Annotated in this window: 11 protein-coding genes; 10 read left to right on the top strand and 1 reads right to left on the bottom strand. The window is 71.8% G+C overall.

What is annotated here, in order from left to right; translation table 11 throughout:
- Nucleotides 1–21: 21 nt before the first annotated feature.
- Nucleotides 22–1164 carry a hypothetical protein gene (locus OWR29_RS27110; protein ID WP_267566091.1) on the bottom strand — a complete coding sequence of 381 codons (1143 nt, stop codon included), beginning with the start codon at nt 1162–1164 and terminating at the stop codon, nt 22–24.
- Nucleotides 1165–1330: 166 nt separating this feature from the next.
- Here OWR29_RS27110 and OWR29_RS27115 point away from each other — a divergent pair, with 166 nt between their 5' ends.
- From OWR29_RS27115 to obgE, 10 genes are all read left to right on the top strand, one after another.
- Nucleotides 1331–2128, top strand: a complete 798-nt coding sequence (locus OWR29_RS27115) for an alpha/beta fold hydrolase (protein ID WP_267566092.1) — start codon at nt 1331–1333, stop codon at nt 2126–2128.
- Between the two features lie 12 nt (nt 2129–2140).
- Entirely contained in the window at nt 2141–4642 is a 2502-nt protein-coding gene (locus tag OWR29_RS27120) for a SpoIIE family protein phosphatase (RefSeq protein ID WP_267566093.1), read from the top strand.
- Complete coding sequence (locus OWR29_RS27125; RefSeq protein ID WP_267566479.1) at nt 4642–5025, top strand: STAS domain-containing protein; 384 nt, start codon at nt 4642–4644, stop codon at nt 5023–5025. Before OWR29_RS27120 ends, OWR29_RS27125 begins: the two co-directional genes overlap by 1 nt.
- A gap of 19 nt (nt 5026–5044) precedes the next feature.
- Nucleotides 5045–6988 (top strand): TIGR03960 family B12-binding radical SAM protein, encoded by a 1944-nt coding sequence (locus OWR29_RS27130; protein WP_267566094.1) that lies wholly within the window; start codon nt 5045–5047, stop codon nt 6986–6988.
- Between the two features lie 2 nt (nt 6989–6990).
- Nucleotides 6991–7761, top strand: a complete 771-nt coding sequence (locus tag OWR29_RS27135; RefSeq protein ID WP_267566095.1) for a TIGR03936 family radical SAM-associated protein — start codon at nt 6991–6993, stop codon at nt 7759–7761.
- 152 nt (nt 7762–7913) lie between these two features.
- Entirely contained in the window at nt 7914–11078 is a 3165-nt protein-coding gene (locus OWR29_RS27140; RefSeq protein ID WP_267566096.1) for an Rne/Rng family ribonuclease, read from the top strand.
- A gap of 136 nt (nt 11079–11214) precedes the next feature.
- A complete protein-coding gene (locus OWR29_RS27145; protein ID WP_267566097.1) occupies nt 11215–11745 on the top strand; it encodes a hypothetical protein in 531 nt (176 codons plus the stop codon).
- Between the two features lie 170 nt (nt 11746–11915).
- The gene (rplU, locus tag OWR29_RS27150; protein ID WP_267566098.1) at nt 11916–12230 is read left to right on the top strand and encodes a 50S ribosomal protein L21; all 315 of its coding nucleotides are present in this window, start codon (nt 11916–11918) and stop codon (nt 12228–12230) included.
- An 8-nt stretch (nt 12231–12238) separates the two neighbouring features.
- Nucleotides 12239–12496 carry a 50S ribosomal protein L27 gene (gene rpmA / locus OWR29_RS27155; RefSeq protein ID WP_184953201.1) on the top strand — a complete coding sequence of 86 codons (258 nt, stop codon included), beginning with the start codon at nt 12239–12241 and terminating at the stop codon, nt 12494–12496.
- A gap of 75 nt (nt 12497–12571) precedes the next feature.
- Entirely contained in the window at nt 12572–14068 is a 1497-nt protein-coding gene (gene obgE / locus OWR29_RS27160) for a GTPase ObgE (protein ID WP_267566099.1), read from the top strand.
- The last annotated feature ends 27 nt before the right edge of the window (nt 14069–14095 follow it).

Genomic DNA, 14095 nt, shown 5'->3' on the forward strand with positions numbered 1-14095 from the left:
TCGTGCCCGCGCCGGAGCCGATCAACCGGGAGTCAGCACTTCTTCCCGCAGGCGGGCGACCAGGTCGGCGCTGTCGGTGACCGAGCGCCGGGTGAGCAGCACGGTGGCCAGGCTGCCGTGGTCGGCCCAGGCGCAGACGACGACCGAGGCGCCGTTGTCGCGCCCGACCCCGCAGCTCTGGTGGGCGCCGGACTCGCCGAGGTCGAAGGACTGCACGTTCTTCAGGTTGTACTCCGAGGTGGCCTGGTCGAGGCGGCCACGGACGTCGGAGCCGGGAGTCAGCCGGAAGCCGGTCTCGCCGAAGACGGTTACGCGCTTGCCGCGGGCGTCGCGGTAGACGCCGGCGAAGCCGTTGGGGCCCGTCTCCTCGGTGTCGCGCAGCTGCAGGTCGGCGAAGGACTTGGGCAGGGCGGCGCTGACCGGGTACTGCCGGGCGGTGGGCCACTGGAACCAGGCGAAGGGCAGGCCGCAGCAGCAGGCCACGCCGAGCAGGCTCAGCAGGGCGAAGCGGCGGCCCCAGCGGCGCTTGCGGCGGGGCGGCGGCAGCGGGCGGCTGGGTGCGCGCTCGGCCCAGGGCGGCGGGGCGGGGAGCCGGCGGCCGTGCACGATCGGGCCGGGCGGGGGCGGTGGGGGAGCCGGCGGGCGGGTCTGCACGGGCAGGCGGTTGATCGCGGCTGCCTTCTCCTGCCGCTTGCGTTCCTTCCGGCTGAGTTTGGGTGCCGGCTGCGTCTTCGCCGCAGGCGCAGCTGGGGGCGGCGCAGCTGGGGGCGGCGCAGCGGGGGGCTCGATGCGCGTCGGGGGCGGCGTGGGTGGCGACGCGGCCGGGGGCTCGATGCGGGTCGGGGGCGGCAGCGGGGGCGCCGGCTTGGGGGTGGCCGCCTCGGCCTCGGTGCCGGTCAGGTCGTACGCGAAGGAGTCCCACGGGGTGTCCTGGTCGGCCCACGGGTCGACGGCCGGGGTGGTCGCCCAGTGCTCCTCGTCGGCCGGCTCCGGCTTGTCGTCGCGGCGCCACCAGGCCTTCTTGGGCGACGGCGGGGGCACCGCGGCCGACCCGCTCCAGCGGACCGGGGCGTCGACTGTGGAGGGTTCGGAGCCGTTGTCCAGCCGGGTCGGGTCGGGCACTCCGGCCGCCGGCTGAGTTTCCTCCGGCTGCTCCTCGGCCATCCGTCGATCTCCTTCACTGCCGGCAAGATCCCGGCGGGGCGGTCAACTCCCAGGTTAGAGGCGGTCTGCCACCCCCGGCCTCTGTCTTTGGTCCGGTTCGCGCATACAAATGCCGGACAGACTGGGCGATGTGCAAGACGCTGTGGAGCCGTATGGTTACCGGGACATGAGAACGACACAGAGAAACGCCGTCACTCTGACCGGGAACCCGGCCGGTCAGCCGATGGTTTTCGCCCACGGCTACGGCTGCGACCAGAACATGTGGCGTCACGTCGCTCCGGCCTTCGCGGACTCGCATCGGCTCGTCCTTTTCGATCATGTCGGCAACGGCAAGTCGGATTTGTCGGCGTACGACGACGACCGCTACTCCTCGCTCGACGGCTACGCCGACGACATCCTCGAGATCCTGCACGAGAACGACCTGTGGGACGTCGTGTTCGTCGGCCACTCGGTGAGCGCCATGATCGGCGTGATCGCCGCCAACAAGGAGCCCGAGCGCTTCGCCCGGCTGGTCCTCATCGGCCCGTCGCCGCGCTACATCAACGAGCCCGCCGGCGGTTACCAGGGCGGCTTCAACTCCTCCGACATCGAGTCGCTGCTCGTCTCGCTCGACAGCAACTATCTGGGCTGGTCGAGCACCATGGCGCCGGTCATCATGGGCAACCCCGACCGCCCCGAGCTGGGCGAAGAGCTGACCAACAGCTTCTGCCGCACCGACCCCGCCATCGCGAAGAAGTTCGCGCGGGTCACCTTCCTCTCCGACAACCGCGACGACCTCCTCAAGTTGCGCACCCCCGCGCTCATCCTCCAGTGTTCGGACGACGTGATCGCGCCGGCCATGGTGGGCGACTACGTTCACAAACACACCGCCGGGAGCACTCTGGTGCATCTGAACGCGACCGGGCACTGCCCCAACCTGAGCGCCCCCGAGGAAACTGTCGATGCCATGAAGGCCTGGCTTTAGAAGCGGCGGACCGTGAGTGACACTGGTGGGCCGGACGTGACGCAGGACCTGCGGCCGCCCTGGGACGAAGACCCCGACGACCTGTACGAGCACGCGCCGTGCGGGTACCTGACCACGCTTCCCGACGGCACGATCGTCCGGGTCAACCAGACGTTCCTGAGCTGGACCGGATACACGCGGGGCGAGCTGGTCGGGCACCGCCGGTTCCGTGACCTGCTCACCTCGGGCGGGCAGATCTACCACGAGACCCACTACGCCCCGCTGCTGCGCATGCAGGACGAGGTGCACGAGCTCGCCTTCGACGTGGTCTGCTCGGACGGGCGCCAGCTGCCGACGCTGGTCAACTCGGTGCTGGCGCGGGGTGAGTCGGGAGAGCCGCGGGCGATCCGCACGACCCTGTTCAACGCCACCGAGCGCCGCCAGTACGAGAAAGAGCTGCTGCTCGCCCGCCAGATCGCCGAGGCCTCCGAGCGGCGGGTCCGGGTGCTGCAGCAGATCGTGGCCGACCTGGCCGCCGCGCCGACCGAGGCCGAGGTGGCCGAGGCCGTGGTCCGCGCGCCCGAGTCGGCCTTCGGCGCGGCCAGCAGCAGCATCTACCTGGTCGACGACGAGCGCGACGTGATCTACGCCGTGGCCTCGACCGACCCCACCACCGGCAACTGGGACGACATGGCCCGCTCGTCCGACCGGGCGGTGGCCCGGGTGGCCGAGCGCGGCGACCTGCACGTGGTCGGTTCCGTCGCCGAGGCCCGCCAGCACTTCCCCGACCTGGTCGAGAGCATGCGCCGCTCGGGCCGCAGCACGGTGGTGCTGCTGCCGCTGACCACCGGCCCGGCCGACGAGCACTCCACCGCCGAGACGCTGGGCGTGCTGGCCTTCAGCTTCAAGGGCGAGCGCAAGCTGACCGACGGCGAGCTGCGGGTCGTCCGCCTGCTCGGCCAGCAGGCGGGCCAGGCGCTCGACCGGGCCCGCCTCTACGACGAGGTGCGCCGGCGCGAGGAACGCTCGAAGTTCCTGGCCGAGACCACACGCTCGCTCGACGAGCTGCACCGGCTGCTGCCCCGCACCCGCCGGGTGATCGACCGGGTGGTGCCCGAGATCGCCGACTGGGCCGAGGTGCGCCTCATGGTCGGCTCGACGCCGGTGGTGGAGGAGTCGGGCGGCCCCCGCCCCGACGAAGAGCTGCTGACCCAGCGGCTGGGCAAGGTGGCCGCCGGCGGCGAGCCGGTCTTCGCCGCCGACGGTGACCAGCTCGACTGCTCGGTGCTGCCGCTCACCGCCCGCGGGCTGGTGCTGGGCACGCTGGCGCTGCGGATGGCGCCCGACCGCCGGGGCGCCGCGGCCGAGCGGACGTTCCTGGTCGAGCTGGCCGACCGGGCCGGCCTCGCCCTCGAGAACGCCCGCCTCTACGAGCAGGAGAGGCAGATCGCCCGCACGCTGCAGCGCAGCCTGCTCGCCGGCGACCTGCCGAGCGGCGACAGCCGGTTCGCGGTCGAGACCCATTACCAGGCGGCCACGCACGACCTCGAGGTCGGCGGCGACTGGTTCGACGCGTTCCTGATCACCAAGGACAAGCTGGCCGTGGTGGTCGGCGACGTGGTGGGCCGGGGGATAGAGGCGGCCACCACCATGGGCCAGCTGCGCAGCGCGGTGCGGGCGCTCGCCTCCAGCGCGACCGGGCCGGCCCGGCTGATCGAGGGGCTCGACCGGTTCGTCGAGCGGGTCGAGTCGGCCCGCATGGCCACCGTCGCGTACGTCGAGGTCGACCTGGCCGGCGGCGAGGTGGCCTACTCGTGCGCCGGTCACCTGCCGCCGCTGCTGCAAGAGCCGGCCGGATCGCCGGAATACCTGCTGCAGGGCCGCTCGGCCCCGCTGGGCTCCAAGGCCGGCAACAAGGTCCGCACCGAGCACCGCCGCCGGCTGCCGGCCGGCAGCCGGGTGCTGCTCTACACCGACGGCCTGATCGAGCGTCGCAGCCGCCCGATCGACAAGGGCTTCGAGCTGCTGGCCCGCGAGTGGGCCCGGCGCCGGGACGCCCCGCTGCAGGGGCTCGCGGCCACGCTGGCCGACACCCTGGTCGGCCGCGATCACAGCGACGACGTCTGCATGCTGTGCCTGACGCTGGGCACCGAGGAACGCATCGAGCGCACGATCGGCGCCGACCGCATGCAGATCGCCCTGCTCCGGGCCGACCTGCGGGCCTGGCTGGTGGCCCACGAGGTCGAGCCCGAGTGCCGCGACGCGGTGCTGCTGGCCTGCTCCGAGGCGGTGGCCAACGCGATCGAGCACGGCTACCGGGACGACCCGTTCGGCATGATCGACGTGGTCGCCACGGTGACCACCGACGCCGTCGAGGTGCGGGTCACCGACCGGGGCACGTGGCGGGGCGCGGTCAGCGACGTGGCTCGCGGGCGCGGCCTGCAGCTGATCCGCGAGTCGATGGACCAGGTGCTGTTCGACCGCAGCGACGGCACGACGGTCACCATGCGGCGCGGGCGACGGGAGGCGGGGTGATGGAGTTCACCCGGGGCGGCCGCCCCGTGCCGAGGGGCAACCTGGACCGCTGGGTCACGTTCTCCACGTTCGGCGACGCCGAGCTGGTGTCGCTGACCGGCGAGATAGACCTGGCCAACGCGCCCGAGATCGGCAAGGCGATCGTCGAGCGGATCGAGACGGCCGGCAAGGTGCTCATCGACCTGACCACCGTCTCGTTCCTCGACAGCGCCGGGGTGCGCCTGCTCGACGCCCTGATCGGCGACCTGAACGACCACGGCACGCCGGCCCGGCTCGTGGTGGGCGAGACCGGGGCCGCCCGCATGACCCTCCAGCTGTGCGCCTTCCGCGAGGACGTGCTGGCCACCGACCTGGACCGGGCGGCAGCGGAGATCGGGAGTTAGACGCGTACCCTAGAGGCCCATGAGCGTTGCTTCAGTCTTCCCGCAGCTCGAGCAGCTGCTGCCCCGGGTCAGCAAGCCGATCCAGTACGTGGGTGGCGAGCTCGGCGCCGTCGTCAAGGACTGGGACGCGACCTCGGTCCGCTGGGCCCTGATGTATCCCGACGCGTACGAGGTGGGCCTGCCCAACCAGGGCGTCCAGATTCTCTACGAGGTGCTCAACGAGCAAGAGGACGTGCTGGCCGAGCGTACGTACGCGGTCTGGCCCGACCTCGAGGCGCTGATGAAGGAGCACGGCGTCCCGCAGTTCACGGTCGACGCCCACCGCCCGGTCAAGGCGTTCGACGTCCTCGGCCTGTCCTTCGCCACCGAGCTCGGCTACACCAACATGCTCTCGGCGCTCGACCTCGCCCAGATCCCGCTCAACAGCGCCGACCGCGACGAGTCGCACCCCATCGTGCTGGCCGGCGGCCACGCCAGCTTCAACCCCGAGCCGATCGCCGACTTCATCGACGCCGCCGTCCTGGGCGACGGTGAGGAGGCCGTCCTCGAGATCACCGGCATCATCCGGGAGTGGAAGGCCGAGGGCTGCCCCGGCGGCCGCGACGAGCTGCTGCTGCGCCTGGCCCACACCGAGAGCATCTACGTCCCCCGCTTCTACGACGTCGACTACCTGCCCGACGGCCGCATCCAGCGGGTGGTGCCCAACCGCCCCGACGTGCCGTTCCGGGTCGCCAAGCGCACGACGATGGACCTCGACGCCTGGCCCTACCCCAAGAAGCCGCTGGTCCCGCTGGCCGAGACGGTCCACGAGCGCTACGCGGTCGAGATCTTCCGCGGCTGCACGCGGGGCTGCCGCTTCTGCCAGGCCGGCATGATCACCCGCCCGGTGCGCGAACGCTCGATCACCACCGTCGGCCAGATGATCAAGGAAGGCCTCGAGTACTCCGGCTTCAGCGAGGTCGGCCTGCTCTCGCTGTCCAGCGCCGACCACTCCGAGATCGGCGACATGTGCTCCGGCCTGGCCGAGCAGTACGAGGGCACCAACGTCTCGCTCTCGCTACCCTCGACCCGGGTCGACGCCTTCAACATCGACCTGGCCCAGGAACTGTCGAAGAACGGCCGCCGCACCGGCCTGACCTTCGCCCCCGAGGGCGGCTCCGAGCGCATCCGCAAGGTCATCAACAAGATGGTGACCGAGGAAGACCTGATCCGGACGGTCGTCACGGCGTACTCCAACGGCTGGCGCCAGGTCAAGCTGTACTTCATGTGCGGCCTGCCCACCGAGACCGACGACGACGTGCTGCAGATCGGCCGCATGGCGCACGAGGTGATCAAGGCCGGCCGGGCCGCCGCCGGCACCAAGGACATCCGCTGCACGGTGTCGATCGGCGGGTTCGTGCCCAAGCCGCACACCCCGTTCCAGTGGGCCCCGATGGAGCGTCCCGAGGTCATCGACGCCCGCCTCCAGCTGCTCAAGCAAGAGATCAACAGCGACCGCTCGCTGGGCCGCGCGATCGGCTACCGCTACCACGACGGCGAGCCCTCGCTGATCGAGGGCCTGCTCTCGCGGGGCGACCGCCGGGTCGGCGCGGTCATCCGCCGGGTCTGGGAGAAGGGCGGCCGGTTCGACGGCTGGAGCGAGCACTTCTCGTACGCCCGGTGGGTCGAGGCCTGCGCCGAGGTGCTGCCCGGCTTCGGTGTCGACCTCGACTGGTTCACCACCCGCGAGCGCCAGCACTCCGAGGTGCTGCCCTGGGACCACCTGGACTCCGGCCTCGACAAGGACTGGCTCTGGCAGGACTGGCAGGACTCCATGTCCGAGTTCGAGCAGGACGACTGCCGCTGGACCCCGTGCTTCGACTGCGGGGTGTGCCCGTCGATGGACACCGAGATCCAAATCGGCCCCACCGGCAAGAAGCTGCTGCCGCTGACCCCGGTGAACTCGCTGCGGGTGCCGGCCTAGACATGGCTCCCAAGAATCAGCCCGTCGGCGGCCAGGCGCCGGTCGTCCAGCGCATCCGCCTCCGCTACGCCAAGCGCGGCCCGCTGCGTTTCACCTCCCACCGCGATTTCGCGCGCGCTTTCGAGCGGGCGCTGCGGCGGGCCGCCGTGCCCATCGCCTTCTCCCAGGGCTTCACCCCGCACCCCAAGATCTCGTACGCGAGTGCGGCCCCGACCGGCGTGGGCAGCGAGGCCGAATACCTCGAGATCGGTCTGCAGGCCGAGGTCGACCCGGCCCAGCTGCGGGTGGCGCTGGACGCCGCGCTGTCCCCGGGCCTCGACGTCCTGGACGCGGTGGTGGCCGGATCGGGCAGCCTGGCCGACCGGATCGACGCCTCGCACTGGCTGATCGAGCTGCCCGCGGTGGAGCCGGGCCGGGCCGAGGCGGCCGTCAAGGCGTTCACCGCGCTCGACGAAGTGCTGGTCGAGCGCATGACCAAGCAGGGCAAACGCTCGTTCGACGCCCGTCAGGCAGTGGCTCGTATCGCTGTGACGGACCAGTCCGCCGTACCTTCCGAGGCGGACGGCGCACCGTGTGCGATAATCGACCTTGTCGTACGACAGGTGACGCCCGCCGTACGACCCGATGACGTCCTTTCCGGCCTGCGCGTGGCGGCTGGTCTGGAGCCGCCGGTGCCCCCACGGGTTACCCGGCTGGCCCAGGGCACGCTCACCGCACAGGGGGATATCGTCGATCCGTTGGACGCGGATCGCGAGCCTGCCCTTCCGGGGTGAGGAACGCTCCATCGGCGGGTGCTGGCCGCAACCGGCGCCCTTGACAGACTTCGGCAGCCTGTCCGCTCACCCGGCGGGACCGAAATACTTGCGGCGACCCTGCGTGGCAGCGCTCAAACGCGCCCGGGGCCGCCAGAACTGGAGAGCGCCCCATGCTCGATAACGAGCCCCAAGACAACTTGGGAGACCAGGGCGGTGACGGGGCCGGAGCAGCCGTTCCGCCCGAGACCGCCGCAACCGCTACCCCCGCGCGCAAGCGTGCGCCCCGCAAGAAGGCGGCGCCCCCGGTGGCCGAGGATCCGACGCCGGCCGACGTGCCGGCCGGTGAGCCCGCGGCCGAGGAGCCTGCGGCCAAGCCGGTCAAGGCCACCCGTAGCCGCCGCAAGGCGGCCGCGCCGGCCGCGGCTCCCGCCGCCGGTCCCGAGGCCGAGGCCGAGGGGAGTGCCGAGGTCGCGCCGCCGGTGAAGGCGACGCGCACCCGGCGCAAGAAGGCCGCCGCCCCGGCCGCAGCCGAGGAACCGGCCGCCGAGACGCCGGCGCCGGCCGAGCCCGTGGCCGAGACGCCGGCCGAGCCCGTCCGGGTCGAGGCGCTGATCGAGGGCGACGAACCGGCGGTCGAGGACGAGGCCGCCGTGGAGGCCCCGCCGATCATCGGCGTGATCCCGCTCGACGCCGACTTCGTCGAGGCGGAGGAGCCCAAGCCGCGCCGCGGCCGGCGCGCCGCCGCGCTGCCGCCGGCCGTGCTGTTCATGCCGCCCGACCCGACCGAGGCCACCCCGCCGCCGGCCCGGCGCAGCCGCCGCGGCGCCGCGGTGCCGCCCGTGGCCGAGACGCCCGAGGTCGCCGAGACCACGTCCGGTCCCGAGGCCGAGGTCGCCGAGCTGCCCGCCGTTGCCGAGGAACCGGCCGAGACCGGCGCCCGCCGCAGCCGGCGTCGCCGTCGCGGCGCCGCCGACGAGCCCGCCGAGGCCCCCGCGGCCGAGGTCACGGCCCCGCCCGCCGACGAGGCGGTCGACGAGGCCGACGAGAGCGCCGACGACGTCGAGGACGGCGTCGACGACGAGAGCGACGAGGACGACGACACCGCGGCCGGCCGCCGCCGTCGTCGCCGGGGCCGCCGTGGCCGCGGCCGGGGCAAGGGCCCGGCCGAGGACGGCGAGCAGGACGAGACCGAGGAAGGCCCCGAGGCTGCGGCCGAGGAGGAGTCCGAGGACGAGGAAGAGGGCGACGAGGGTGACGGCGTGACCCGTCGCCGCCGTCGCCGGCGTCGCAAGGGCTCGAGCGGTGACGCCGACACCGGCGGGATCGAGGACGGCGTGCACACCGTCGTGCGGGTGCGCGAGCCCCGGCGTACGGACGAGGTGCAGGGCGTCTCGGGCTCGACCCGCCTCGAGGCCAAGCGCCAGCGCCGCCGGGACGGCCGCGAGCAGCGCCGCACCCGCCCGCCGATCCTGAGCGAGTCGGAGTTCCTGGCCCGCCGCGAGGCGGTCGACCGGGTGATGGTCGTGCGGCAGAAGCCCGACCGGACCCAGATCGCCGTGATGGAAGACGGCATCCTGGTCGAGCACTACGTCTCGCGCAGCACCTCCGGCACCATGGTCGGCAACGTCTACCTCGGCAAGGTGCAGAACGTGCTGCCGAGCATGGAGGCGGCGTTCGTCGACATCGGCCGGGGCCGCAACGCGGTGCTCTACGCGGGCGAGGTCAACTGGGACGCCACCGGGCTCGAGGGCCGGGCCCGCTCGATCGAGCAGGCCCTGCGCTCCGGCGACTCGGTGCTCGTCCAGGTCACCAAGGACCCGATCGGGCACAAGGGCGCCCGGCTGAGCAGCCACATCGCGCTCTCCGGCCGGCACCTGGTCTACGTGCCCAACGGCAACGCCTCGGGTATCAGCCGCAAGCTGCCGGACACCGAGCGCAAGCGCCTGCGGGACGTGCTCAAGAAGCTCGTTCCCGACGGCGCTGGCGTGATCGTGCGGACGGCGGCCGAGGGCGCCAGCGAGGACGACCTGGCCCGCGACGTCAAGCGGCTGCAGGCGCAGTGGGAGGAGATCCAGCGCAAGTCGGCCGAGGGCCACGCGCCGGTCGCCCTCTCGGAGGAGCCCGACCTGGTCATCCGGGTCGTCCGCGACCTGTTCAACGAGGACTTCCGCGAGCTGATCGTGCAGGGCGACTCGGCGTACGGCGAACTCGAGAACTACCTCAACTCGGTGTCGCCCGACCTGCTCGAGCGCATGCACCGCTACACCGGCTCCGGGGACGTCTTCGCCGACAAGCGCATCGACGAGCAGATCCTCAAGGGTCTGGACCGCAAGGTCTTCCTGCCCTCGGGCGGCCACCTGGTCTTCGACCGCACCGAGGCGATGACCGTGGTCGACGTCAACACCGGTAAGTACACCGGCGCCGGCGGCAACCTGGAAGAGACGGTGACCCGCAACAACCTCGAGGCGGCGGAGGAGATCGTCCGGCAGCTGCGGCTGCGCGACCTCGGCGGCATCGTGGTCATCGACTTCATCGACATGGTGCTCGAGAGCAACCGCGAGCTGGTGCTGCGGCGGCTCACCGAGTGCCTGGGCCGCGACCGGACCAAGCACCAGGTCACCGAGATCACCTCGCTCGGCCTGGTGCAGATGACCCGCAAGCGGATCGGTTCGGGCCTGCTCGAGGCGTTCAGCGAGACGTGCGAGCACTGCAAGGGCCGCGGCGTGCTGATCCACACCGAGCCGGTGCCCGAGAAGCGGTCCAACGGCGGCGGCAACGGTGGCGGCGGCGCCGGGAACCAGGTCAAGGCGGTCGCCGCGGCGGCTCGCACCGAGACCGCCCCGGCCCAGCAGCAGCAGTCGAGCGGCAAGTCGCGGCGTCGCCGGGGTGGTGGCGGTGGTGACGTGGTCGCCGAGCCCGTCACCGAGGCGGTCGTGCCCGATCCGGTCCGCGACGAACTGCCGGCCGGCGTGCCGGTGGCGGACGAACCGATCGAGGTCGGCACCGAGGCGGTGCGGCACGAGGGCGACGACCCGGCGGCCGAGACCGCGGGCCTGCCCCCGGTCGCGGGCTCGGGCATCGTCACGCCGGGCCGGCCCGCGCTGGTCGCGGCCGACGACGAGGACGACTACGACATCAGCGGGTACGACTTGTCGCGGTACGAGACGGCCGACGAGTCGCCGGCCGTCGCCGACGTGGAGCCGTTGCGCCTCACCGGGGCCGACGACCCGGACGCGGCCGACGACGAGGACGAGAACGACGACGAGCCGGTGGGCGCCGGATCCGGTCGGCGGCGCTCCCGGCGCGGCGGCACTCGCCGGCGTACGCGGCCCTGACCCTGCCCTTTCGGACCAGGAACGGATCGACGGAGCGGTTTGGTAAAGAAAGTTAACTGCCAAGCCGCTCCTATCCGTTTCCGTCGGTTACCCTCGCGGGATCGATCAGCCTTTCCCCCGAGGAGACCGAGTCCCCATGACCCTTCTTCCCCTGCGCCGGGGCCTCGCCGTGTGCGTGGCGCTGGGTGCCTTCGCCGCGACGGCGGCCTGTTCCTCCGCCGAGAGCGGACCGACGCCGGCCGGCGGTGCCGCGACCGGTGCGAGCGCGCCGGTCGCCGTCGTCCCGCCGTCCCCGGTCGACCCGTCCGTGGCGGCCAAGGCGGACGCCGCCCTCACCGGCAACACCAAGGCCATCTGCGCTCAGGCCGAGCGGGCGAGCACCAGCTTCGGTGAGATCTTCATCGCCGACCTCAAGCTGCAGATCGACGCGGCGGGCAAGGGTGAACAGGCCAAACGGGAGGCCGCCGAGAAGGTCGCGCGGGACGTGCAGAACTACTCGTACGCGCTGGCCGACATGGCGAAGCTGACCACCGATCCCACTCTGAAGAAGGCTTTGACCGAGATGAGTACGCAGGTCAAGGCGCTGAAGGGTGATATCACCAAGCTCAACGCGGACAAGATGTCGGCGCTGTCGGCCCGGCTCGACAAGGCCTGCGGGCGGGACTGATCCCGCCCCGGTTTGGGATCGGCCCGCCTGATGAAGTACTCTTTCTGCTGGCGCTTTTCCAGGCGCCGTGCTTCCGTGCCCGCTCCTTTTCGTGAGGGCGAGAGCCGGGATCTCAGCTTCATCCGCCAAGCAGCGGTCATCGCTGCGTAAGTCTCAGGGAGTCCGCGTCCATGTACGCGATCGTCAAGACCGGCGGCAAGCAGTACAAGGTTGCCGAGGGCGACGTGATCGAGGTCGAGAAGCTCGCGGGTGTGCCCGGCGACTCGCTGACGCTCGCCGCGATCCTCCTCGTCGACGGTGACAACCTGGTGACCGACGCGGCCAAGCTTGCCAGTGTGACGGTGTCCGGCGAAATCGCCGAGCACACCAAGGGTCCGAAGATCCGGATCCACAAGTTCAAGAACAAGACCGGTTACCACAAGCGTCAGGGGCACCGTCAGCCGCTGACCAAGATCAAGGTCACCGGCATCAAGAGCGGGAAGTAGGACCACTCATGGCTCACAAAAAGGGTGCATCCAGCTCCCGCAACGGTCGTGACTCCGCCGCTCAGCGGCTCGGTGTCAAGCGTTTCGGTGGCCAGCTGGTCAGCGCCGGCGAGATCCTGATCCGCCAGCGCGGCACGAAGTTCCACCCGGGCGACCTGGTCGGCCGCGGCGGCGACGACACGCTGTTCGCGCTGGCGACCGGCAATGTGCTGTTCGGCACGAAGCGCGGTCGCAAGACCGTCAGCATCGTTCCGGCTGCGGAGTAAGTTTGCTCTGAGCGGGCCGCGGACCTCCGGGTCCGCGGCCCGCTTTGTTTTTGTTCTTCGAAGAGGAGTTGAGCAGTGACCACGTTCGTCGATCGCGTCGTGCTGCACCTGCAGGCCGGTGACGGCGGGCACGGTTGCGTCTCGGTCCGTCGCGAGAAGTTCAAGCCGCTCGGCGGGCCCGACGGGGGCAACGGCGGGCACGGTGGCGGCGTCACCCTGGTGGTCGACCCGCAGATCCACACGCTGCTCGACTTCCACTTCCACCCACACGTCAAGGCGTCCAACGGCGGGGGCGGCGCGGGCGCCAACCGGGACGGCGCCAACGGCAAAGACCTGGTGCTCAAGGTGCCCGACGGCACGGTCGTGCAGACCGCCGACGGCGAGGTGCTGGCCGACCTGATCGGCGCCGGCACCACCTTCGAGGTGGCCCGGGGCGGCCGCGGCGGCCGGGGCAACGCCTCGCTGGCCAACACCCGCCGCAAGGTGCCCGGCTTCGCCGAGCTGGGCGAGCCCGGCGACAGCCTCGACGTGGTGCTCGAGCTCAAGAGCGTGGCCGACGTGGGCCTGGTCGGCTTCCCGTCGGCCGGCAAGTCGTCGCTGATCTCGGTCATCTCGGCGGCCAAGCCCAAGATCGCCGACTACCCGTTCACCACGCTGGTGCCCAACCTGGGCGTGGTGCAGGCGGGCGACCAGACCTTCACCGTGGCCGACGTGCCGGGCCTGATCCCGGGCGCGGCCACCGGCAAGGGCCTGGGCATGCAGTTCCTGCGGCACATCGAGCGCACCTCGGTGCTGGTGCACGTGCTCGACTCGGCCGCGCTCGAGATCGAGCGTGACCCGCTGGCCGACCTCGACGCGATCGAGGCGGAACTGGCGGCGTACGGCGGTCTGGAGGACAGGCCCCGGCTGGTGGTGCTCAACAAGATCGACATTCCGGACGGGCGCGACCTGGCCGAGATGGTGCGCCCCGACCTCGAGGCCCGCGGCCACCGCGTGTTCGAGGTCAGCGCCGTGACCCGCGAGGGCCTCAAAGAGCTGGTCTACGCGCTGGCCGAGACGGTCGCCCAGCACCGCCTCGAGCAGCCGGCGCCCGAGCCCAGCCGGGCGATCGTGCGCCCGCGGGCGATCGACGAATCGGGCTTCACCGTCGAGCAGGACGACGAGGGCGTCTACGTGGTGCGCGGGGCCAAGGTCGAGCGCTGGATCCGCCAGACCAACTTCGACAACGACGAGGCCGTGGGCTACCTGGCCGACCGGCTCGAGCGCCTCGGCGTCGAGGACACGCTGGCCAAGAAGGGCGCCAAGCCGGGCGACCCGGTCCGCATCGGCGAGCGCGAGTTCGACTGGCAGCCCAACGCCGGCGAATTCGTGTCGGGCCCGCGCGGCACCGACGCCCGCCTCGAGGACGACGACGCCCGCGCCACCGCCGCCGAGCGCCTGGCCGCCCGCAAGGCCCGGCGCGTGCGCTCCGACGACGAGCTGCTGCACATGGCGGCCGACGGGACGGTCACCAGCGTGGCGAACGCCCATCGGCCCGTCCTGGTTACTGATGAGGACGACACCGACGAATAGGGCGTAGTCCAGCTTCACGCAACCATG

Source organism: Paractinoplanes pyxinae, assembly GCF_026626335.1.
Lineage (GTDB): Bacteria > Actinomycetota > Actinomycetes > Mycobacteriales > Micromonosporaceae > Actinoplanes > Actinoplanes pyxinae.